This window comes from Streptomyces sp. NPDC091279, assembly GCF_044757465.1.
Taxonomy (GTDB): Bacteria; Actinomycetota; Actinomycetes; order Streptomycetales; family Streptomycetaceae; genus Streptomyces.
In genome coordinates, this window is sequence record NZ_JBIVVA010000004.1 from 567,725 (window position 1) to 590,720 (window position 22,996).

Here is a 22,996-nt window from a genome sequence, read left to right on the forward strand (position 1 = left end):
AACGTATGGGCACGAGGAATGCAACTGACGACGTCGAGCTACACCCATCTCACCGCGCACGGCCGCGGACCTCTGACCGACCTGCTGAAGCCCGACGAGACCCGGGAAGCGCTGGAGACGTTCGGTTTCGCGGTGACGCGCAGCCCCTCGCCGACCGTGTCGACGGCGGACGCCCACCGTGAAATGGCCGTCATCCGCGCCGACTTGGACCTGGGGGAACCCTATGTCCCGCTCCTGTACCGGGAGTCGGACCAGCCGACCGTCACCGAGGTGACCCGCAAGGCCGGTTCGGACCACCCGGTCTTCCACACCGGCGCGGCACAGGGCTGGCACACCGACGGCCTCCTGGAGGACATCGGCACCATCAGGACGACTCTCCTGTACTGCGTCCGCCCGGCCCACCGGGGCGGCAGAACGGCCCTGCTCAACGCCGGACGCGTCTTCGCGGAACTGCGGGCGGACGACCCCGAGGCGGCCGACGTCCTGCTGAGCGACACCATCCTCGGCCGCCGCTCGACCCTGCCCGGAGTGGAACGCGAGGCGGTCGGGCCGGTCTTCGCCGACCTCGGCGACGGCACCTACGCCACCCGCTACGGCGAGGGACGCGTCGAACGCTGGCACCCGAAAGGCCCGGCGCAGCGCGCGGCCCTAGACCGCGCCCTGCGCCACTTCCGGGCCCGCCGCTCGGACCCGGACGTCCGCATCGACCTCCTGCTCGGGGCCGGCCAGTGCCTGATCTTCCGCAACGACCTCCTGTCCCACTCCCGCGAGGACTTCGTCGACGACCCGCTCCGCCCCCGCCTGCTGCTGCGCAGCCTGCACACCGACGCACCGAGGACCACACCATGACGACGTCCGCACCGGACGCGAAAGGGAAACCGCAGCCGATGAAGCGCAGTGAGCAGACGGTGTCGGCGCTCGGGCGCCCCTGGCGGGCACCCCGCGACCACTCGGGCCCGACGTTCGTCTCCGGACGCGGCGCGTGGCTGCTCGACCGCGACGGACACCGGGTGCTCGACGCGACGTCGGGCGCGCTGAACGTCCTGTGCGGACACGGCGCCGAACCGATCGTGGCCGCCTATCTGTCCCAACTCAGGGCGCTGGCCCACGTCGACATGTCCCAGGGGCTCGCCCGCCCCGCGCATGTGCTCGCGGACCGGCTGCGCACCGTCCGCCAACTCGACGGCGAACGCTTCTTCTTCGCCAACAGCGGCTCCGAGTCGATCGAACTCGCCGTCAGGATCGCCCTGTCGTACTGGAACGCCCTCGACGCCCGGCGGACCGACCTCGTCACCTTCGCCCGCGGCTACCACGGCTCCACCGCCCTGTGCCAGTCCCTGTCCGGGCTCCCGCAGACCAGCGCCGCCCCGCACGGCTCCGGGGCCCGCGTCCACCACCTGACGTTCGGCGAGTTCACCGGCGCGGGCCAACGCTCGCCGCAGGCACGGGAGTTCCTCGCCGACCAGCTGCGCACCACCCTGGAGGCGACAGCCGCCGGGACCGTCCTGGTCGAGCCGCTCCTGAACGTCGGCGGCGGCATCCTGCTGCCCGAAGGGCTCCTCGGTGACCTGCGCCGCATCTGCGACGAGCACGGCGCGCTCCTGGTGCTGGACGAGGTGTTCACCGGCGTCGGCAGGACCGGCGCCTGGTTCGCCCACGAACAGGAAGGCGTACGCCCGGACCTGACGGCCTTCAGCAAGGGTCTGACCAACGGCGTCTGCGCGCTGTCCGCCGTCGCCGTGGCCCCGGGCATCCTCGACCGGCTGCCGCCCGGGGCCGCCGTGCCCTACGGGCACACGATGTCGGCCTCGCCCGCCGCCTGCGCCGCCGCGACCGCCACCCTGGAACACCTGCGCGCGACGGGAGCCGTCGCCGCCGCCCGCGACATCGGCGCCCGGCTGCTGCACACCCTCGGCCGTGAACTGCGCGGCACGGAAGGGGTGGTGGACGTGCGCGGACTCGGCCTCGCGGTCAGCGTCGAACTGGACAGCGCCGCCACCGCGGCCACCGTCCAGCAGGTGGTGTACGACCTCGGTGCCCACACCCGGCAGCAGGGCGGCACGCTTCTGCTCGCCCCGCCCGCCTGCCTCACCGGCGAGGAGGAGGACCGGCTCGCCCACCACGTCGTGACGGCGGTCCGCAAGACGGTCACCGCGCGGTGAGCCGACTCCCCATCGGCACAGCCCCGTTCACCTCCCACGGAAGGACGACATCATGACGGCCGGTGACCAGCACGCGGCGGGCCGCGACGGCCTGGCGTTACGGGCGATCAAGAAGGCCGGGGCGAACGAGCGGTTCCTGCGCGTCCTGGCCGCCGTCGCCCCGCACGTCGACCGCACCGCGCACCGCCTCACCGGCGGCCGGCTGCTCATCATGCCCGCCCTGCTGCCGTCCCTGATGCTCACCACCACCGGCAGCGTCAGCGGCCGCCCCCGCCAGGTCCCGCTGCTGTGCCGCCCCGAGGCCGACGGCAGCTACCTCGTCGTCGCGAGCAACTCCGGCCGGCCCGAGCACCCCGCCTGGTCCCGCAACCTGCTGGCCGAACCCCGGGCGACGATCACCCGCTCCGGGCGGACCCGCACGGTGACCGCCGCCCTCCTGGAGGGAGCCGAGCGGAGCGCCGCGTGGGACACCATGGTGACGTTCTGGCCGCCCTACGCGCGCTACGCCCGCCGCTCCGCCCGCAGGCTGCGGATCTTCCGCCTCGTCCCGGTCTGACCGGGACGCCGGACCGGCCTGTGAAAACCCTCTGGAAACGGTGTGATTCTCACAGGTCATTCAGAGAGTCGCTGGTCACGTGCGTAATTCGCCGTGCGCAATCTTAGGTTCCCCGTTCAACGCGTTGACCTGCCCATCTTTGCGGTGCAACGATCGCGCTACGGAGATTCATTTCGCCTCTCCGGTGAAGAGTCGAAGTTTTTCAGGGACCATTGATAATACGCATGGAGGAGATACGTGTGGCGGATGAAAAGGGAAATTCCCGACCGGATGGATCGTTGCGCCGACGGGCATTTCTGAGCAGCTCCGTGACGGCGGCGCTGACGGCGGCGACCCTGTCGACCGGCACCGCGGCGCACGCCTCGGGGACCGGCACGGCGACGGACGCCGCCGCGCGCGCGGCGACGGACACCGGGCTGAAGGTGGGCGCCGGGCGGGCCGCGATCGCCATCCCCGCGTCCCTGCTGCCGCTCGACGGATTCACCACGGTCCACGACGACCTCCAGGTGCGGATACTCCTGCTGGAGAACGGAGCCCGCCGGGTCGCCCTGACCGTGCTGGACCTCACGTCGATCAGCGCGGAGGCGATCACCGCCGTCCGGGCGATCATCACCAAGGCGGCCGGAGTGGCGAGCGCCGACATCGTGGTGACCGTGACGCACACCTTCTCGGCACCGCATGTGCAGGCCGCCAGCAGCAGCACCGGGGCCGCCCAGTACATCGAGCAGATCAAGCAGGCCACGACGAGTGCCGTCACCGCCGCCGTGGGCGGCCTCACCGCCGCCCGCGTCGGCTACGGCACCGGCACGTGCGACGTCAACGTGAACCGCGACGTCCTGACCGCCGACGGCTGGTGGCTGGGCACCGGCGAGGCGGGCTCCTCCGACAAGAGCGTCGGGGTCACCCGCTTCGACGACCTGGACGGCAACCCCATCGCGGTGCTGATGAACTACAACGTCCAGTCCTCCGTGATGATGGAGTCGGTGATGGCGGACGGGAGCCTGCCGATCTCCGCCGACCTCGCGGGCGCCGCCGCCCGGCACGTCGAGAACCAGTACGACTCCGCCGTCGGCTTCTTCCTGGTCGGTTCCTGCGGGGACCAGGCACCGGCGTTCCGCGCCAAGCGGTACACCATCGACAAGGACAAGAAGTGGTCCCAGGTCGACGCCCAGGACGCAGGCTGGCTGCTCCTGACGGTGCAGGGCGAGCGCCTGGGCACCGAGGTCGTCCGGGTCAGCGAGTCCATCAAGACGACCGCGGGCAGCGGGAGTTCGCCGGTGCGCTTCGTCACCGACTCGGTCACCGTCAACACCATGGCCTCGGGCCATCCGACCGGCCCGACGACGTCGTACGACTTCACCCCCAGCGGCACCGCCGACGTGCCGATCTGGGTCCTCCAGGTCGGGGACGGCGTGTTCGTCGGGGTGTCGCCCGAGCTGTCCACCGACACCGCGCGCGGCATCAAGGAGCACTCGCCGTTCCCGCACACCGCGGTGATGTCGATGCTCGAAGGCGGCGCGAAGAACATGGCCGAGGCCCGCAGCTACGCCCGGATCACGTACGAGGCCATGGACTCCTCGTACGCCCAGGGCGCCGCCGAGACCGTCGCCGCGAAGATCGGCACCATGCTCGACGCCCTGCGCGCCTGAGCCGCACCGCACGGCACATGGCCCGACGACCCCGGCACACCTGTGCCCGAGGTTGTTGACAATATCGTTCACCACTCGCCGAGCGGGCCCCCGTACGGTCGCCCACACTGAACCCACGGTCGGCGTCTCGGCCCACGCTCGTCATCCCCCACTGAGGAGTCCGATCCATGAAGAGGCGCACGTTCATCGCCGGAGCCACGACGGCAGGTTCCCTCGCCGCCCTCGGCGGCGTGGCCTATGCCGCGACCACCGAGCCGCGCGGCGCTGTCACCAAGGCCGGTCACGTCCGGGGGGCCACCGCGATCACCGGGGTCTTCGGTGACGGCCAGAAGCTCGTCGCGGTGGCCGTCGAGTACGACCAGGACATCGCCGGTTCCTCCCTGTCGACCTCGACGTTCGCGGTCACCGGCCGGACGGTCACCAAGGTCTACGCGAACACCACCACCGCCGTCGCCGCACAGGGCAGGGACGGCCGGTACGTCATCGTCGAGCTCTCGCCGGACGACACCTCGGCGGCCCTGTGGGTGACCGGACAGGGCGGCGGCGGCACCCCGTCGGGCACGCCCAGCCCCACCAGCTCCGGCGGCACCGGGGACGGTCCCGGCCCGGGCGGTCCGGTGGTCGGCGACACCACGCCGGGCGGCACCATCGTGGCGGCGAAGGCCACCCTCACCCAGAAGGGCACCGTCACCACCACCGGCGGCGCCCACTACGCCGCCAGCGACACGGTGCTGACCACCGGTTCCGTGGTGAACCCGGTCGTCGACGACTTCCGGCAGTTCACCTTCGACGACCCGGCGACCGGCCAGAGCCTCAAGTACAACCTGTACATCCCGAAGAACTACGACCCGCGCAAGAGCTACCCGCTCGTGCTGTTCATGCACGATGCCAGCGTCGTCAACGTCGCCACCCAGGGCCCCCTCGTCCAGGGCCTCGGCGCGGTCTGCTGGGCCAGCCCCGAGGACCAGGCCAAGCACGAGTCGTTCGTGCTGGCCCCCGAGTACGGCGCGGTCGTGATCGACGACACCTACAAGCCGTCGACGCTGTTCGACGCCACCGCCAACCTCGTCACGTCGCTGACGAAGCAGTACGCCATCGACGCCAAGCGGCTCTACGCGACCGGGCAGTCGATGGGCGCCATGATGACGCTGGGCCTGAACATCAAGTACCCCGACCTGTTCGCCGCGTCCTTCGTCGTCGCGGGCCAGTGGCCGACCGAGGAGGTCGCCCCCCTCGCGGCCAAGAAGCTGTGGGTCGTCGTCGCCCAGGACGACACCAAGGCGTACCCCGGCGAGAACGGCATCATGCAGGTCATCGAGGGCGCGGGCACCAAGGTCGCCACGGCGGTGTGGGACGGCCGGTCCACCGCCGCCCAGTTCGCCTCCGACGTCCGCAGCCTCAAGTCCCAGAAGGCGCCGGTGAACTACGCCTCCTTCCAGGAGGGCACCGTCGTCCCGGCCGGCTCCACCGTGAGCGGCCACATGGCGACCTGGCGCATCGCATACACCATCCCGGGCGTCCGCGACTGGATCATGCGGCAGTCCCGCTAGCGGAGATCCCGGCCGCCCCCGCTCCGAGTGAGCGGGGGCGGCCGGGGCGTATCCGGCCAGGTTCGAGATCACTTCATGCCATTCCTCCCCGGCGCGCCCGCGACGCCGGGTGCGGCCCGGTACACAGGAGTCCGTCCGGGCGGCGGATCACGGGGCGGGGGAGTGGCGATGGGCAGGCGGGGGCCGGTGCGGCGGCGCGGGCGGCGGCAGCGGACGGAGGACCGGCTCACCGGTCTCCTGGTGGCCGTGGTGCTGGCCGTGGCCCTGGTGGCGGCGGTCGTCGACTGGCTGTCGGACCACCCGTGGGCCCTGGTCGTCGGCGCCGCGCTCGCGGTGGCGGGGGGAGCCGCCGTACTCCACCGGCGACGGCAGAAGGCGCGGTGGGAGGCGGTCCGCGCCCGGGGCCTGCGCTACGAGCTGGCCCAACTGGACGGCCTGCACCACAGCCGGTTCGAGGAGGCGGTGCGGGATCTGATGCGGCGCGACGGCTGCCAGGACGCGGTCCGGGTCGGCGGCGGCGGTGACCTGGGCGCGGACGTCAAGGCCACCGACCCCTACGGGCGGCACTGGGTGATCCAGTGCAAGCACCGGCGCGCCGGACTCGCCGGGTCCGCCGTGGGCACCCCGGACCTCCAGGTCCTCAACGGCACCGCCCGCCCGGTCCACGGAGCGGACGTCGCGGTGATCGTGACGAACGGCCGCGCCACCGCACCGGCCCTCGACTTCGCCCGGCGGCAACGCCTGCACGTCGTCGACCGGCACACCCTCGGCACCTGGGCCGCCGGCTCCCGCCCCCTGTGGGAACTGCTCCGCGCGATCCCGCCCCCACGCCGCCCCACCCCCCTCTCCTGACCCGCCCCCGCCGCTGCCCCGCCCGACGGTCGCTGAACGTGCCCGGCGGCTCACGCCCAGGACACCTCGACACGGTGACCGGTACCCTTCCCGGGTGACGAAGGACGCCATAGCGGACGAACGACGGCCTGCCAACGGCGGGCCCAGGGCCGCTGCCCGCAACCGGGCCGCGCTGATCACCGCCGCCCGGGAGATCTACGCCCAACAGGGCCTGGACGCCCCGCTCTCCGCGGTCGCGCGCCGGGCCGGCGTCGGGCAGGGGGTGCTGTACCGGCACTTCCCGGACCGGGCCGCCGTGACCAACGCCGTCCTGGAGGGCAACGTCCGGCAGATCGAGCGGGCGGGTGAAGCCGAGGGCGCGACGTTCGCCGGTCTCCTCGGCGTGCTGACCTGGCATCTGACGGGCTCGGCGGCGTTCATCGGGCTGGTCCACGCCGATGTGACCAGTGGCCGGACCGACGCCTACGCCTACGTCTGGGACCTGGCCGACCGGGTGGAGACCGCCCTGCGCGCGCACCTGCCCGACGGCGCCCCGCTCGGCGCGGGGGAGGATCTCATGCTCGCCCTCGCCATGGTCTCCGGAACCGTCACAGGGGCCACCCGCGAGGAACGCGAACACCGGGCGCTGGCCGCCTGGCGACTGCTCGGCGTCGAGGTGGGACCGGTCCGGCCGTTCGAGGAGTGAACTCACCGCCGTGAACCGCCGTTGAGCCGGTGGAGGTCTTCCGGTGGGTGGCGGCCGAGGCAGTGTCCGTGGGGGCCGGGGGGAAGCTCGGCCGAAAGCCGTGCGGCGTCCGTCACCCTAACCGGACACCGTTGTCCGGTAGTTGCTACGGTAGCGGACGGCCGCTCATCGTGGTGGCGGCCCGCGTGGCAGCAGACGAACAGGATCGAGGCCCCCCACATGAGTTCTCCTCACGTCCCGACCCCCGACGAAGTCGACGCGCTGCGGGAGCGCTACCGCGTCGAACGGGAGCGACGGGTGCGGCCCGACGGCACACGCCAGTACCTGGACGCCGACGCCGAGTTCGGCTACTACGCCGCCGACCCCTACGTGGGCGAGGTGGCCGAACGCGCGCCGCTCGACGACCATGTCGACGTCGCCGTGATCGGCGGCGGATTCGGCGGCATCCTCGCCGGGGCGCGGCTGCGCCAGCAGGGCGTGCGCGACATCCGGATCGTCGAGAAGGGCGGCGACTTCGGCGGCACCTGGTACTGGAACCGGTACCCCGGCATCCACTGCGACATCGAGGCGCACGTGTATCTGCCGCTGCTCGACGAGACCGGCTACGTACCGGAGTGGAAATACTCGCCCGGCGAGGAGATCCGCCGGCACGCCGTCCGGATCGCCGAGAAGTTCGACCTCTACTCCGGCGCCCTCTTCTCCACCGGGGTCACCTCGCTGACCTGGGACGAGGCGTCCGAGGCATGGATCGTGGCCACCGACAGGGGCGACACGTTCCGGGCCACGTACGTCGTCTCCGCCACCGGCACCCTCACCGACCCGAAACTCCCCGGGATACCCGGCATCGAGGACTTCAAGGGCCACACCTTCCACACCTCGCGGTGGGACTACGGCTACACCGGCGGCACCCCGGACGGCGGCCTGAGCGGCCTCGCGGACAAGCGGGTGGGCATCGTCGGCACCGGCGCCACCGGCGTCCAGGTCATCCCGATGCTGGCCGAGGACGCCGGACACGTCTACGTCTTCCAGCGCACCCCCTCCAGCGTCGACGTGCGCGACAACCGCCGCACCAGCGCCGAGGACGTCGGCGCCGACCAGGACGGCTGGGCCGCGCGGCGCCGCGACAACTACCTGCGGATCGTCTCCGGCGAGGTGGTCGAGGAGGACCTCGTCGACGACCGCTGGACCGAGTCGGCCGGCCTCCTGGAGAAGCTCCTGCCGAGCTTCCGCCGCCCGGGCGACCGGTCGGACTTCGAGGCCTCCTACGAGATCGCCGACGCCGCGAAGATGAACGAACTGCGCGAGCGCGTCGCCCAGGACGTCACCGACGCGGACACGGCGGACAAGCTCAAGCCCTGGTACCGGTACGCCTGCAAGCGCCCCACCTTCTCCGACAAGTACCTCCCGGCGTTCAACCGCCCCAACGTCACCCTGGTCGACACCGCCGACACCCACGGCATCGAGCGCGTCACCGACAACGGTGTCGTGGTCGGCGGCACCCCCTACGAACTCGACTGCCTGATCTTCGCCACCGGCTTCAACGTCGGCACCTCCGGCATCTTCTCCGGCAAGCTCCCCGTGTACGGCCGGGGCGGCACCGAACTGCTGAAGGCGTGGCGCACCAGCGGCCCGCGCACCCTGCACGGCTGCACCAGCAACGGCTTCCCGAACCTGCTGCTCATGGGGTCCCTCCAGAACGCCAGCAGCGTCAACTTCACCCACGTCCTGGACGAGCAGGCCGTGCACTGCGCCGCCCTGATCGCGGGCGCGCAGGCCGAGGGCGCCCTCGTCGAGCCGACCCGTGAGGCCGAGGACGCCTGGATCGCCGTTCTCTCCGAAGGCGCCCCCGACCACGAGTGGTTCCACGCCGAGTGCACCCCCGGCTACTACAACGGCGAGGGGCGCGGCCGCAGGAACGGCCCGACCGCCTACCCGCACGGCGCGCACGCCTTCCACGCGTACCTGAAGCAGTGGCGTGCGCAGTCCCTCGGCTCGGTCCTGCGGGCGCGGACGGTCACCCGGACCTCGTAGCGACGACGGCGCCGGGCCCCACGGGACGCGTGGGGCCCGGCGTGATCAGCCGTCCGTCGGCGTCAGGTTCGCGACCGTCGCCCGGATCGTCGGATGCCGGTACAGCTCCCGCAGCCGCAGCGACGGCAGACCCCGGGCGCGCAGGGCGGCGCCGATCCGGACGGCGAACAGGGAGTTGCCGCCGAGTTCGAAGAAGTCGTCGTCCGGGCCGACCGCCACGCCCAGGATCTCGCTCCAGATCTCCGTCAGGTGCGCGGTGAGGTCGTCGTCCGCCGCGGCCGCGGGGGCCGCCGGGGGGCGCGGGGCGGTGGGGGCGGGGAGTTTCGCCGCGTCGAGTTTGCCGTTCGGGGTGAGCGGAAGTGTGTCCAGCGCGGTGACCGTGGCCGGGAGCATGTACTCCGGCAGGATGCCCGCCGCCCGCTCGCGCACCGCCCCCGGATCACCGCCGGGGGAGAGCACCACATAGGCGTCGATCCGGGCGGACGCTGCGTCGTCCGGGTCGTCCCGGCGGACCAGAACGGCCGCCGTGCGTACGTCCGGGTCCTCCAGCAGCACCGAGCGGACCTCGTCCAGTTCGATGCGGAAACCGCGGATCTTCACCTGGCTGTCGATCCGCCCGAGGTGTTCGAGCCGCCCGTCGGGACGCAGCCGCCCCAGGTCGCCGCTGCGGTACAGCATCCCGTCGGTGAACGGGTCCGGCACGAACCGCCTGCTCGTCAGCTCCTGTTGGCCGAGGTAGCCGAGCGCCACCCCGGCGCCGCCCACACAGATCTCGCCCGCCACACCCGGCGGCAGCAGCCGTCCCGCCGGGTCCATGACGTACAGGTGCCAGCCGGGCAGGGCGCGGCCGACCGAACGGGTGGCGCCGAGCGCCAGCTTCCGGGTCAGGGTCTGTTCGGTCACATGGACGGTGGTCTCCGTGATGCCGAACATGTTCACCACCCGGCACGACCGCTCAGGGTGCCGGTCGAACCACCGCAACAGCATCCGCGCGTCCAGCGGTTCCCCGCCGAAGACGACCAGCCGCACCACCACGTCGGTGTGGTCCACGTCCAGCAACTGCGCGAAGGCCGACGGGGTCTGACTCAATACGGTGACCTGCTCGGACACCAACAGGTCCCGGAAGCTGTCCGGTTCGCGCGAGACGAAGTACGGCACCACGACCAGCCGGCCGCCCGTCAGCAGACAGCCCCAGATCTCCCACACCGAGAAGTCGAAGGCGCTGGAGTGGAACCACGTCCACACGTCGTCGGCCCCGAAGCCGTACTCGTCGCGCACCGCGTCCACCAGCGCGATCACGTTCCGGTGCGGGACGACCACGCCCTTGGGGCGGCCGGTCGAGCCCGAGGTGTAGATGACGTAGGCGGGGGAGTCGGCGGCGGGGTACGACGGCTCGCCCGACGCGGGCGCCGACTCCGGTGCGCCGTCGGCCAGTTCGTCCGGTGTCACCGCCGCGCACTCCGCGCCCGCCGGGAACTCCGCGAGCCGGGTCACCATCACGCCCAGACCCGCGTCCCGGGCCGTGTGCGCGATGCGGTCCGCCGGATAGGCGGGGTCCACGGGCACATACGTCGCGCCCGCCTTCAGCACCGCGAGGAGCGTGACGACGAGTTCGGCGGTGCGCTCCAGACAGACGCCCACCCGGTCGCCGACGGCCACCCCACGTGCCCGCAGCCCCCGCGCCAACAGGGCCGCCCGCTCGTCGAGTTGACGGTACGTCAGGTTAGTGTCGCCGTCGGTGAGGGCGGTGCGGTCGGGGGTGGCCGCCGTGACGCGGGCCAGCGCCTCGGGGACGCTCACCGGGGTGGTCGTCAGGGCGCGGGGCGGGCGGCCCAGCTCCGCGACCCGGGCGCGCTCCGCCTCGTCGAGGAGATCCACCTCCACCACCGGGGTGTGCGGGGCGTGCAGCACCTGCCGGTGGACGTGCGTCACGTGCCGTACGAAACGCCGCGCGGTCTCCCGCCCGACCAGGCCGGACAGGTGGTCGCAGCGCAGCCGCAGCCCGCCCGAGTCCCGGAACACGGAGAGCGTCAGCGGGAACGGCGGCGCGAGGCACGGCACGTACTGCGCCGCCCGCCCCTCCGACTCCCCGGCGCCTTCCGGGCCGTCGGCGTCGCCTGCGTCGAAGAACAACCCCGTCAGCGCCTGCCCCGTGGCGGGCGACGGCTTCGACTCGGCGAGCGTCGGGGCCGGGTCCACGGTGTGGACGCCGCGGGCGGTGCCGATCACCGGTGCGGTGTCGGGGTCGTACCGGCGCAGGGTGACGGCCAGCGCCGTGAGCCAGCTCGCCTCGTCGCCCTGCCCGTGCTCCGGGTCCAGGGCGACGGACAGGGTGGCGGCGCCGGCGCTGTCGTCGCCCATGCCCCAGGCGGGCGCGGCCGTCGACGCCTCGGGGGCCGCGGTGGCGTCGTTCGGCGCCACCGACTCCCCGGCGGCCAGCCGTTCCAGCGCCGTACGGTCGTAGCGGCCGCGCGGGGCGACGACGATCAGGTCGGACAGCCCGTCGGCGTACCGCAGCAGGACGCCGCGCGGGGCGCGGGCCGGGCAGGCGAGTTCGGCGGCGCGACGGCGTTCGGCGAGCGGATGCGTCGAGGGCACCGCGAGATCCTCGGTCCACCAGTCCGGCCGGACGGCGGGGGCGGTCCGCGCACGCACGCGCACCGCGTGACAGAGGGCGGCGGGCACCTCGGGGAGCGAGGAAGGGGCGGGTTCGGACGGTGAGGCGGGCAAGGGCCGTACTCCTTGTTGTGCGGAACGGGACGGGACGCGGCCGACCGTGGGACGGGAGGGGGAGGGGGAGGGGCGATGGGGCCTGAACCAGCCTCTGCCGAGGGGCAGGTGGAGGGTGGGCCGGAACCGCCGTGAGCCGTGCGGCAGTTGGGCGGACGGGCCAGAACTCCCTTCTGCCCTAGGGCAGAAGGGCGGACGCGAAAGGTGGCGCCCGCCCGGCCGGGGTGCACCGGGGTCAGCGGATGCTGAAGCCGCCGTCCACGGTCAGGACCGAACCGGTGATCTGCCGGGACTCGTCCGAGGCGAGGAAGACGACGGCGGCGGCCACGTCCTCGGGTTCGATCAGCGCGTTCATGGGCTGGGCCTCCACGAACGTCTTCTCGTGCTCGTTCACCGGCACCTCAAGGGCCCGCGCGATCTCCGCGAGCATCCGGCCCTCGGCCTGCGAGTCGTCGCGCACCGACCCCGGACAGACCGCGTTGACCCGCACCTTGGTCGGCGCGTAGTCGAGCGCGGCGGCCTTGGTGAGGCCCACGACCGCGTGCTTGGCGGCCACGTACCCCGCGAAGTGCCGGTAGCCGACCAGACCGGCGGTGGAGGCGACGTTGACGATGCTGCCCGCGCGCCGCGCGCTCATCGCCTTGCCGACCTCACGGATCACCCGCCAGGCCCCGGACAGGTCCACGTCGATCATCAGGGACCACTCGTCCTCGTCGATCTCGTGCACCGGCTTGCCCGAGGGCGCGGCGATGCCCGCGTTGTTGACGGCGACGTCGATCCGGCCGTACCGGTCCTCGGCGCGGGTCACCGCCTCCCGCACGGCCCGCAGGTCACGGATGTCGGCCTCGGCGGTGAGCACGGCCGCGCCCGCCTCCCGGCACAGGTCGGCGGTGTGCTCCAACTGCCCCGCCGTGCCCAGCGGGTAGGGCACACCGGGCAGGTCGGCGCAGATGTCCACCAGGGTGAGATCGGCGCCCTCGGCCGCGCAGGCGAGGGCGGTGGCCCGGCCGAGTCCGCGGGCGGCGCCGGTGATGAGGACCGACTTGCCGTGCAGACGCATCAGTTGCTCCTTGAGGAGGGGGAATTCAGGGGCGGGACAGGGGAGTTCAGAGGACCGTCGAGACGATGACCCGCATCAGGGCGGGCGCGGTGTCCGTGAGGTACATGTGGCCGCCGGGGACCTCGACGTGCTCGAAGTCCTGGCCGGCCACCTTGCTCCAGGCGGCGGCCTCGTCGTAGTCGACCAGGTCGTCGTCCTCGCCCCGGATGACGGTGAGGGGCGCGTCGAGCGCGGCGGTGGTGCTCGGCGCGTAGTTCTCGTGCATCTCGACGTCGGCGCGCAGCGCGGGCAGGATCATCTCGCGCATCTCCGGGTCGTCGAGCGCGGGGTGGCTGTACCCGGCGAACTCGCCGACCCGGGCGAGGAACTGCTCGTCGGACAGGCCCGTGGCGTGCGCCTCGCGGCCGTGCTCGGGGTCGGGGGAGCCGCTCACGAACAGGTGGACCAGCTCCACGCCGGGCTCGGCGACCAGCCGGTGGGCGAGTTCGTAGGCGAGGACCGCGCCGAGGCTGTGGCCGAAGAGGGCGACCCGGTGGCTGTCGCCGTCGGCGGCGAGCACCTCCCGCAGTTCGGCCAGCAGACCGTCGACGGCCTCGCCGACCTCACGGTAGGGGTCCTCGTCGATCAGCCGTTCCCGGCCCGGGAGTTGGAGCGCGACGATGTCGAGGGAGTCCCCGGCGAGGGCGGTCCAGGGGCGGTAGAACGAGGCGCCCGCCCCGGCGTACGGCAGGCACACCAGCTTGGTCCTGCCGGTGGCCGCGGTGTCGGTCGTCGTCCGGTCGTCAGTGGTGGTCATGGGGCGTCCGTCTCTTCTTCGGTGGGGTGGGGGTCGGGCAGCAGGCCGGCGAGGCGCGCGGCCTCGGCAGCGGTGCGCAGGGCGCGCGCGGCGCGGTCCGTGCCGGGCGGCAGGCCAGGGCCGACCGGCATGACGTTCAGGGTGGTGACACCGGCCTTCGCGAACGCCGTCATCCGCTCGGCGATCCGCTCCACCGGCCCGAGCAGCGCCGTCGCGTCGAGGAACTCCAGCGGAACGGCGGCCATGGCGCCGGGCAGGTCGCCGCTCAGGAACCGGCGCTGGACCTCGCGGGCCTCGGTCCCGAAGCCCATGCGTTCGGCGAGCCGGGTGTAGTGGTTGTCGTCGGGGCCACCCATGCCGCCGAGGTAGAGCGCCGCGTAGCCGCGCACCCGCTTGGCGCAGGTCTCCCAGTTCGGGCCGGGCACGAGCGCCACGGTGGGGGCGATGTCGAAACCGTCCAGTGTCCGGCCGGACCTGGCGAGGCCCGCCCGCAACGGGACGAGCTGCTGTTCGGCCTGCTCGGGGTGGAAGAACACCGGCAGCCAGCCGTCGGCGATCTCCCCGGCCAGCTCCAGGTTCTTCGGGCCGAGCGCGGCCAGATAGAGGGGGATGTGCTCGCGGGGCGGCCGGATGGTGAGGGTGAGCGCCTTGCCGGGGCCGTCCGGCAGCGGGAGCGTGAAGTGCCGGCCCCGCGCCTGAAGAGGTTCGCGGCGCAGCGCGCGGCGCACCAGGTCCACGTACTCCCGGGTGCGGCCCAGGGGCGAGGCGAACCGGACACCGTGCCAGCCCTCCGACACCTGGGGCCCGGACACCCCGAGCCCGAGCCGCAGCCGCCCGCCGGAGAGGGTGTCCAGGGTGGCGGCGGTCATGGCCGTCGTGGCGGGGGTGCGGGCGGGGATCTGGAGCACGGCGCTGCCGACCTCGATCGTCGAGGTGCGGGCGGCGATCCAGGTCAGCGGGGTGACGGCGTCGGAGCCGTAGGCCTCGGACACCCACACCACGGAGTAGCCGAGTTCCTCGGCGAGCGGGGCGAGCGTCAGGCTGTCGGCGTCGTTGCCGCCGACCCAGTAGCCGAGGTGGACACCGAGCCGGAAGGCGGGGGCGGTCATGGGAGGCTCCCTCGTCGGGTGCCCGCGGTGCCGAGGTGCCGGTCGGCGGCGGGCGGGCTCAACAGCCTTGAGGAACAAGGACGTTGACGGATCATCAGGGGCGTGTGGTCAGCGGCTGGTGCGGGTGCGGTAGCGCCAGGTCGAGAGGGTGATGAAGAGGGCGATCAGCGCCACCGAGCAGGCCACGGTGTAGAAGACGGGATGCTGGGCGGGCCAGTCGTGCTGGACGCGGAAGCCGGGCGGCGGCCGGTTGCCGAACAGCCCGCGCAGACCGTTGGCGAAGGAGGTGATGGGGTTCCAGACGGCGACCGTGGACAGCACGCCGGGCAGGGAGGTGCTGGAGACGAAGCCGGAGGAGATGAATGTCGCCGGGAACAGCCAGATCAGCCCGAGGCTCCCCGCGACCTGGATGTTCGGCGAGATCAGCGAGATGAACACGCCGATCCACGACATCGCGAAGGCGAACAGCAGGGCCAGCAGGACGGCGGCGACCGTCCGAAGAGGCCCCGCGTCCGGACGCCACCCCATCAGCAGCCCGCAGACAGCGGTGACACAGATGCTGGCCACGCACGGGACGAGGTCGGACACGGTCCGGCCGAGCAGCAGCGAGGTACGGGAGATGGGCAGGGTACGGAACCGGTCGACCATGCCCATCTCCAGGTCACGGGCGAGCCCGACCGTGGTGAACGTCGTGGTGAACGTCACCGTCTGGGCGATGAGACCCGGCACCATGTACATGCGGTAGGCCGTGCCGCCCAGGCTGTTGCCGAAGACATAGCCGATCAGCATCGCGTACACGACCGGTTCGATCAGGCAGGAGACCAACAGGCCCGGCGTCCGCCGCAGGTGGATCAGATTGCGCCGCGCCAGATCGGCACTCTCCCCGACGATCCGCAACGGCGAGAGGCGCCGGGCGGGACGGGACAGGGCGCCGGGGACGCCTCGGGGGGCCTCGGCCCGGCCCGGCGGGGTGTCGAGGGTCGGGGTACTCATGCGCTCTCCTCCGGCCGGGCCTGGCCGGCCTGCGATGTCCGATTGCCCGGGGTCCGGCGGCCGCGCCCGGTCAGCGCGAGGAACACGTCGTCCAGGGTGGAGCGGCACAGGCTCAGTTCCAGCGCCTCCACTCCTTCGCTCCGCAACGCCGCGAGGGCGCGGCCCAGCGCGGCCGAACCGTCGGTGACGGCGACCTCCAGACGCCGGGCCCGGCGGTCCACGTCCGGCTGAGCGCCGGTGGCCGAGGCCAGGGCGCGGGCGGCCGGGGCGAGTTGGCCGTCCTCGGCGACACACAGGACGAGGCGCTGACCGGCCTGGGCCTTGAGGTCGTCGCTGGTGCCCTCGGCCACCACCCGGCCCTGGTCGATGACGGTGATGCGGTCGGCGAGCCGGTCCGCCTCCTCCAGGTACTGCGTGGTGAGCAGGATCGTGGTGCCGTCGGCGACCAGTTCGCCCACCGCGTCCCAGGTGTCGAGCCGGGCCTCGGGGTCGAGGCCGGTGGTGGGCTCGTCCAGGATCACCAGGGGCGGCGAGCCGACCAGCGCGGCGGCCAGGTCCAGCCGCCGGCGCATGCCCCCGGAGTAGGTGGCGGCGGGCTGCCCGGCCGCCTCGGTGAGCCGGAACCGGGCCAGCAGATCGTCCGCGACCCGGCGGGCCCCACGACGGCCCGCACCGCGCAGTTTCGCGATCAGAAAGAGGTTCTCAAAACCGGTCAGCACACCGTCGACGGTCGCGTACTGCCCGGCCATTCCTATCGAGGACCGTACCCTCTTCGGCTCGGCCGTCACGTCCCACCCATTTACTTGAGCAACGCCCGCGTCCGGTTTGATCAGGGTCGTCAGGACCTTCACAAGGGTGGTTTTCCCGGCGCCGTTGGGTCCCAAGAGGGCTCTGACCTCTCCGGTCGCCACCTGGAGTTCAACTCCGCGCAAGGCGTAGTTGTGCCGGAACTTTTTCTCTATTCCCTGCACATGTATAGCTGGCGCGGTAGGGGGATGCACGGATGCCCAACTCGTCTCTCGTTGCCGACAGCTTTATCTCTCGCACCGTTGTAAGTCAAACGGCGCCGATTTCTCCATGCATCGCTGGTCAAGCTTAAGTTGATCTTGTTTGACCATTGCTTGGGTATTGTTTGATCTCTTCGTTGATCTCGTGGTCGTACGGTCTGTCCCGTGCCAGAAATGCTCACGATCCTTCGTGAAAGGGCGGCGCGTGAACCGCGTGAGCCCGCCGTGACGTTCGTTTCCGACTTCACTGACCTGCGCTGCGAGGTGCGAACCCGTGCGGAGCTCGATCTGCTTTCCCGCAGCATCGCCTCCTGGTTGCAGGCCCTTTTTCCAGCCACTGGAAAAGGCGAGTTTTCACTCAGTGAAAAAGACGGCCTTTCTTCCTCGCCGGGAGGCGGTTTTCCACTCAGTGAAAGAGTGCTGCTTCTCTATCCTCCGGGCGTCGAGTTCGCCGCCGCTTTCTCGGCCTGTGTCTACGCCGGTTTCATCGCGATCCCGGCACCCATGCCGGGCCGCTACCGGCACGAACGACGCCGCCTCGCGTCGATCGCCAGGGACGCCGGCGTCCGGGTGATCCTCACCCAGGAGTCGGGCCTCGCGGACGTCGAGAAGTGGGTGGCCGAGGAAGGCATCACCGCCGTCGTCCACGCCACCGACACCGAGAACGGCGACCCGGACGCCTGGAGAGAACCCGAGACGGTCCCGGAGCGGCTCGCGCTGCTCCAGTACACGTCCGGCTCGACCGGAACCCCCAAGGGCGTGATGGTCACCGACCGCAACCTGGTGGCCAACACCAAGGTCGTCGAGACCTGCCTCGGCCTCGACGAGCGCTCCCGGTACGGCAGTTGGATACCGCTGTACCACGACATGGGCCTGATCGGCATGATGCTGCCCGGCATCCTGCTGGGCCGCGGCTATGTCCAGATGGACCCGATGTCGTTCCTGCGCCGCCCCGTCAACTGGCTGCGCATGATGGACGAACTCGACGTCAACGGCACCGCCGCGCCCGACTTCGGCTACGACCTGTGCGTGCGCCGCGTCACCGACGAGCAGCTCGCGCGCCTCGACCTGTCCCGGGTGGCCGCCGCCGTCGACGGGTCCGAACCCGTCCGCGCCGAGACCGTCCGCCGTTTCACCGAACGCTTCGCGCCCGCCGGATTCAGGCCGCAGTCGTTCCTGCCCATGTACGGCATGGCCGAGGCGACCCTCCTGGTCTCGGGCGCCCCCCACCGGCTCCCCGTCCGCACCGACGTCGACGAGGCAGCCCTCGAACAGGGCATCCTGCGCCCCGCCGCCCACCTCGCGCCCACCCGCACGCTCACCGGCTGCGGACCGGACAACGGCTCCACCGCCGTGATCGTCGACCCGGACAGCCACGAGGCGCTGCCCGAGGGCCGGATCGGGGAGATCTGGCTCAGCGGCCCGTGCGTCGCCGCCGGTTACTGGGGCAACGAGGAGGCCACCGAGGCCGCCTTCCACGCCCGCACCACCGACGGCCGCGGCCCGTTCCTGCGCACCGGCGACCTCGGCGGGTTCCTCGGCGGCGACCTCTACGTCACCGGCCGCCGCAAGGACGTCCTCGTCCTGCACGGCCGCAACCTCTACCCCCAGGACATCGAGGACGAACTGCGCGCCCACCACGAGGAGCTGGACGGGCTGCACGGAGCGGTCTTCATGGTCGGGGACGCCGACGGCCTGGCCGCCGAGCCCTCGGTCGTCCTCGTGCACGAGATCCGCGCCCACTGGGGCGCCGAACGCCTCGCCGAGATCGCCGTCCAGATGAAGCAGACCGCCGCCCGCGAGTTCGGCGTCCCGATCGGCGCCGTCGCCCTGGTGCGGCCCGCCGGTGTCGGCCGCACCACCAGCGGCAAGGTCCAGCGCTCGGCGATGCGCGCCCAGTACGTGGCCGGCGAACTGCCCACCCTGCACCTCAACGAGGACCCCCGCCTCACCGAGGCCCTCGCCGCCCGGCGGGTGAGCACGCCGTGACCACCGCCGCCGCGCTGGAGGCCCGCCTCGTCGCGCACGAGGCCGACGCCTTCGCGCCCGACCTGCTCGCCGCGCTCGACGAGAACGAGGAGTTCCCGGCCGAGGCGGTCCGCGTGCTGGACGAGGCGGGACTGCCCGCGCACTACGTCCTCACCCCGGACGCCGACGTCAGCGAGACGGTACGGCTGCTGCGCTCGGTCGCCCGCCGCGACCTGACCGTGGCGATCGCCCACGGCAAGACGTTCCTCGGCACGGTCCCCGTCTGGCTGGCCGGAACCCCGGAGCAGACCGCCGACCTCGCCGGACGGGTCCGCGCCGGGTCCCCGGTCTGCTGGGGACTGACCGAACGCGACCACGGGGCCGACCTGTTCGCCTCCGAACTCACGGCGACGGCCGAGGACACCCAACAGGGCCGCAGCTGGCGGCTGTCGGGCGAGAAGTGGCTCATCAACAACGCCACCCGCGCCGACCTCGCCTGCGTCCTCGCCCGCACCGACCCGGCCGGCGGCGGCCGCGGCTTCAGCCTCTTCCTCGTCGACAAGACCCGCCTGCCACACGGGAGTTGGCGGGATCTGCCCAAGGTCCGCACCCACGGCATCCGGGGCGCCGACATCAGCGGCTTCACCCTCGACGACGCCCCGCTGCCCGCCGACGCCCTCGTCGGCGCGGAGGGCGACGGCATCCCCGTCGTCCTCACCTCGCTCCAGCTCACCCGGATCGCGTGCGGCGCCCTCTCCCTCGGCGCCGCCGACCACGCGCTGCGCCTGGCCCGGGAGTTCACGACCGGACGCGAGCTGTACGGCCGTCGCCTCGCCGACATCCCGCATGTGCGGCGCATCCTGGGCCGGGCCGCCGCGGCCGCGCTCACCGCCGAGGCCGTCGTGCTGCTGGCCGCCCGCTCGGTGCACACCCTGCCCGGCGAACTGAGCGTCACCTCGGCCATCGCCAAGGCGTTCGTGCCGACCCTGACGCAGACCACGCTCAGCTCACTCGCCGAACTCCTCGGCGTACGGGGCTTCCTGACCTCCCCGCCGGGCGGCGGCTTCGCCAAGCTGGAACGCGACCACCGCATCTGCGCCATCTTCGACGGCAGCACCGCCGTCAACCGCGCCGCCCTGCTCCACCAACTCCCGCGCCTGGGACGGAAACTGCGACGCCGCCAGGCCGACCACGACGCCGTCCGCGCCACCGCCGACCTCACCGCGGCGCCGCCCGCCTTCGACCGGGAACGGCTGGCGCTGCTGTCGGTCACCGGATGCAGCCTCGTGCAGAGCCTGCCCGACACCGCCGCCCGGGTACGGTCCTCGGCCACGCCCGAACTGACCTCGCTCCTGGACCGGCTGGGGACCGAACTCGCCCTGCTGGAAGCCGAGTCGACAGCGTTCGTGCCGACGGCGGGCGGCCTGCCCTCCACCGCGTTCACCCTCGCCGAACGCTACGAGCGCCTCTACGCCGCAGCCGCGTGCCTCGCCCTGTGGGACGCGAACCCCGCCCTGCGCACCGGCCCGTTGGGCGAGAACGCGCTCTGGCTGCGGGCCTGCCTGACGACCCTCGTGGGCGACGACGAGAACACCCCGTCGGCCGACGCGGACTCCGCGACCGCCCAGCACGCCACGGACTGCTGCCCCGTCAACTCCGTTGTCCCCAGCCAGGGTTCGGCCCCCGACCTGCCGGACACCCCCGCCCCCGACCTCTTCGACGCCCTGGCCGCCGTTCTCCTGGAACGCACCGCGCCGGAGTTCACCCTGCTCGGAGCTGTCACGTGACCCTCACGCCCCCCGGCCTCGCCCCCAAGCGCGCCGACGAGTTGGAGGATCTGCTCGGCGGCCTCACCGACCCGGCCAACCCGGCCCGCGCCGAGGCGATCCTCGACGCCGACGAACGCGCCGAGATGTTCGCCGGCGGCGAGGCACTGCTTGACACCTACGGCCTGAACGCCGAGTTCGTACCGGCCGCCCTCGGCGGACGCCTCTCCCGGGCCGACCACCTCGCCGAGGTCATGCGGTCCGTCTACCGCCGCGACCCCGCACTCGGCCTCGGTTACGGCGCCAGCTCCCTCATCGCGGGCGTCACCCTGTGGACCGCGGGCGACGCACGGCAGAGCGCACACGCCGCCGGACTGCTCCTGGACGGCCGCCGCATCGCCATCGCGTTCCACGAACTCGCCCACGGCAACGACATGGCGGGCACCGACTTCACCGCCGCCACCGTCCCCGACGGGCTGCTCCTGAACGGCCGCAAGGAGGTCGTCACCAACATCCGCCGCGCCGACGCCCTGGTCGTCCTCGCCCGCACCGACCCCAAGCCGGGCCCGCGCAGCCACTCCCTGATGTTCGTCGACCGCGCCACCGCCGACCCCGACCGCCTCACCGACCTGCCCCGGTTCCGCACCGTCGGCATGCGCGGCGTCCAGCTCGGCGGACTGGCCTTCGACGATCTGCCCCTGCCCGCCGACGCCCGACTCGGCGCGTCCGGAGCCGGGTTGGAGAACGCCCTCAAGGCGCTCCAGGTCACCCGCACCGTGCTGCCCGTGATGGCCACCGGCGCCCTCGACACCGGCCTGCGCATCGCCCTCACCCACCTCGCGCGGCGGCGCCTGTACGGCGGCACCGCCCTCGACATCCCCCACGTCCGCTCGGTGCTGGCCGGAGTCTTCGCCGATCTGCTGCGGGCCGAGACGCTCGGCGCGGTCGGCGCGCGGGCACTGCACGTACTGCCCGGCTCGGCGAGCGTGTACTCGGCGGTGGTCAAGTTCGAGGTGGCCCGGCTGCTCCTGGACGCCATGGACCGGCTCGCGGAACTGCTCGGCGCCCACTTCTATCTGCGGCAGGGGCCGACCGGGCTGTTCCAGAAGCTGCTGCGTGACATGGCACCGGTCGGCTTCGGGCACATCGCGCGGGCCGCCTGCCAGATGAGCCTGCTGCCCCAACTCCCCTTGCTGGCACGCCGGTCGTGGACCGGACCGGCGGCGGCCGAACCCCTCGACGACCTGTTCGCGCTCGGCGCGGAGTTGCCGGCCCTGCGCTTCGACCGGTTCGCCCTGCACGCCGCCGGACGCGACCCGCTGGCGGCCTCCCTGCACGCCCCGGCCGACGCCCCCTGGACCGCCGACCACGCGGACCTGGGCGCCGCCGTCCGCGCCGACCGCGCCGAACTCGTCCAACTCGCCGAGATCTGCCGCCGGTTGATCCCCATGGACCTCGGCGTCGACGCCCGCCCCGAGCACTACGACCTCGTCACCCGCTACGTACGCCTCCTGACCAGGACCGCGTACGTCCAGGTGTGGCGGCACGCGGACCCGGCCGGATTCCTCGCCGACCCCGCCTGGCTGCGCGCCGCCCTGCACCGCTCGGCCGCCCGGCCGCACCGCCCCGGGCCACTGCCCGAACACGTCGAGGACACCCTCCTCACGGAACTCCTGGAACGCCACCGCAGCGGCCGTTCCTTCGGCCTGACCGCCCGCCCGCTCGCCGTCTGAACCCACCCCGACGGCCGACCCCCGCCCCTCCGCCTCCCCCACCTGTGAAAGAGAACGCTCTGATGACCGCTGGCTCCCGCGACGTGCACTCCTGGCTGACCGAGCGGGTGGCGACGTATCTGCGTCGATCGCCCGAGGACATCGACACCTCGGTCCCGCTGGCCGACTACGGCCTGGACTCGCTGACCGCGCTCGCCGTCACCGCCGACATCGAGGACGAGTTCGAGGTCACCGTCGACGACGCGCTGACCTGGGACCACCCCACCGTCGACGCCCTGGCCGCCGCCCTGACCGACCTGGTCGGCGCGCAGGCCGGCACCGGCACGGCGAGCGAGAAGAAGGCCTGACG

Annotated in this window: 18 protein-coding genes; 12 read left to right on the forward strand and 6 right to left on the reverse strand. The window is 72.5% G+C overall.

Features of this window, described 5'->3' with window-relative positions:
* Positions 1-18: 18 nt before the first annotated feature.
* The 8 genes from ACIQOU_RS12975 to ACIQOU_RS13010 all read left to right on the forward strand — a co-directional run bounded on the left by ACIQOU_RS12975 (position 19) and on the right by ACIQOU_RS13010 (position 9,485).
* Positions 19-849, forward strand: a complete 831-nt coding sequence (locus ACIQOU_RS12975; RefSeq protein ID WP_401536574.1) for a TauD/TfdA family dioxygenase — start codon at positions 19-21, stop codon at positions 847-849.
* Positions 846-2,162: an aminotransferase class III-fold pyridoxal phosphate-dependent enzyme gene (locus tag ACIQOU_RS12980; protein ID WP_401536577.1), complete on the forward strand. Its 1,317-nt coding sequence runs from the start codon at positions 846-848 to the stop codon at positions 2,160-2,162. Before ACIQOU_RS12975 ends, ACIQOU_RS12980 begins: the two co-directional genes overlap by 4 nt.
* 52 nt (positions 2,163-2,214) lie before the next feature.
* Positions 2,215-2,718, forward strand: coding sequence for a nitroreductase/quinone reductase family protein (locus ACIQOU_RS12985; RefSeq protein ID WP_401536579.1), 504 nt, complete (start codon positions 2,215-2,217; stop codon positions 2,716-2,718).
* Positions 2,719-3,026: 308 nt separating this feature from the next.
* On the forward strand, positions 3,027-4,367 hold the full coding sequence (locus tag ACIQOU_RS12990) for a hypothetical protein (protein WP_401536582.1): 1,341 nt from the start codon (positions 3,027-3,029) through the stop codon (positions 4,365-4,367).
* Between the two features lie 167 nt (positions 4,368-4,534).
* Positions 4,535-5,917, forward strand: a complete 1,383-nt coding sequence (locus ACIQOU_RS12995) for an alpha/beta hydrolase-fold protein (RefSeq protein ID WP_401536585.1) — start codon at positions 4,535-4,537, stop codon at positions 5,915-5,917.
* Positions 5,918-6,085: 168 nt separating this feature from the next.
* On the forward strand, positions 6,086-6,769 hold the full coding sequence (locus ACIQOU_RS13000) for a restriction endonuclease (protein ID WP_401536587.1): 684 nt from the start codon (positions 6,086-6,088) through the stop codon (positions 6,767-6,769).
* 94 nt (positions 6,770-6,863) lie between these two features.
* On the forward strand, positions 6,864-7,454 hold the full coding sequence (locus ACIQOU_RS13005; protein ID WP_401536588.1) for a helix-turn-helix domain-containing protein: 591 nt from the start codon (positions 6,864-6,866) through the stop codon (positions 7,452-7,454).
* A gap of 219 nt (positions 7,455-7,673) precedes the next feature.
* Complete coding sequence (locus tag ACIQOU_RS13010) at positions 7,674-9,485, forward strand: flavin-containing monooxygenase (RefSeq protein WP_401536589.1); 1,812 nt, start codon at positions 7,674-7,676, stop codon at positions 9,483-9,485.
* Between the two features lie 45 nt (positions 9,486-9,530).
* Here ACIQOU_RS13010 and ACIQOU_RS13015 read toward each other — a convergent pair whose 3' ends face one another.
* The 6 genes from ACIQOU_RS13015 to ACIQOU_RS13040 all read right to left on the reverse strand — a co-directional run bounded on the left by ACIQOU_RS13015 (position 9,531) and on the right by ACIQOU_RS13040 (position 17,174).
* Complete coding sequence (locus ACIQOU_RS13015; RefSeq protein ID WP_401536751.1) at positions 9,531-12,170, reverse strand: amino acid adenylation domain-containing protein; 2,640 nt, start codon at positions 12,168-12,170, stop codon at positions 9,531-9,533.
* 280 nt (positions 12,171-12,450) lie between these two features.
* On the reverse strand, positions 12,451-13,275 hold the full coding sequence (locus ACIQOU_RS13020; RefSeq protein ID WP_401536591.1) for an SDR family oxidoreductase: 825 nt from the start codon (positions 13,273-13,275) through the stop codon (positions 12,451-12,453).
* Positions 13,276-13,321: 46 nt separating this feature from the next.
* Complete coding sequence (locus ACIQOU_RS13025) at positions 13,322-14,071, reverse strand: thioesterase II family protein (RefSeq protein ID WP_401536593.1); 750 nt, start codon at positions 14,069-14,071, stop codon at positions 13,322-13,324.
* Positions 14,068-15,180 carry an LLM class F420-dependent oxidoreductase gene (locus tag ACIQOU_RS13030; RefSeq protein WP_401536595.1) on the reverse strand — a complete coding sequence of 371 codons (1,113 nt, stop codon included), beginning with the start codon at positions 15,178-15,180 and terminating at the stop codon, positions 14,068-14,070. The genes ACIQOU_RS13025 and ACIQOU_RS13030 overlap by 4 nt, the downstream gene beginning before the upstream one ends.
* 108 nt (positions 15,181-15,288) lie before the next feature.
* Complete coding sequence (locus tag ACIQOU_RS13035) at positions 15,289-16,173, reverse strand: ABC transporter permease (RefSeq protein ID WP_401536596.1); 885 nt, start codon at positions 16,171-16,173, stop codon at positions 15,289-15,291.
* Positions 16,170-17,174: an ABC transporter ATP-binding protein gene (locus ACIQOU_RS13040; RefSeq protein WP_401536597.1), complete on the reverse strand. Its 1,005-nt coding sequence runs from the start codon at positions 17,172-17,174 to the stop codon at positions 16,170-16,172. Before ACIQOU_RS13040 ends, ACIQOU_RS13035 begins: the two co-directional genes overlap by 4 nt.
* A 180-nt stretch (positions 17,175-17,354) precedes the next feature.
* Here ACIQOU_RS13040 and ACIQOU_RS13045 point away from each other — a divergent pair, with 180 nt between their 5' ends.
* The 4 genes from ACIQOU_RS13045 to ACIQOU_RS13060 all read left to right on the forward strand — a co-directional run bounded on the left by ACIQOU_RS13045 (position 17,355) and on the right by ACIQOU_RS13060 (position 22,994).
* Positions 17,355-19,169 (forward strand): fatty acyl-AMP ligase, encoded by a 1,815-nt coding sequence (locus ACIQOU_RS13045; protein ID WP_401536752.1) that lies wholly within the window; start codon positions 17,355-17,357, stop codon positions 19,167-19,169.
* Complete coding sequence (locus tag ACIQOU_RS13050) at positions 19,166-20,935, forward strand: acyl-CoA dehydrogenase family protein (protein WP_401536598.1); 1,770 nt, start codon at positions 19,166-19,168, stop codon at positions 20,933-20,935. Before ACIQOU_RS13045 ends, ACIQOU_RS13050 begins: the two co-directional genes overlap by 4 nt.
* Positions 20,932-22,647, forward strand: a complete 1,716-nt coding sequence (locus tag ACIQOU_RS13055) for an acyl-CoA dehydrogenase family protein (RefSeq protein WP_401536599.1) — start codon at positions 20,932-20,934, stop codon at positions 22,645-22,647. The genes ACIQOU_RS13050 and ACIQOU_RS13055 overlap by 4 nt, the downstream gene beginning before the upstream one ends.
* 62 nt (positions 22,648-22,709) lie before the next feature.
* Positions 22,710-22,994, forward strand: a complete 285-nt coding sequence (locus ACIQOU_RS13060; protein ID WP_401536600.1) for an acyl carrier protein — start codon at positions 22,710-22,712, stop codon at positions 22,992-22,994.
* Positions 22,995-22,996 lie beyond the last annotated feature (2 nt).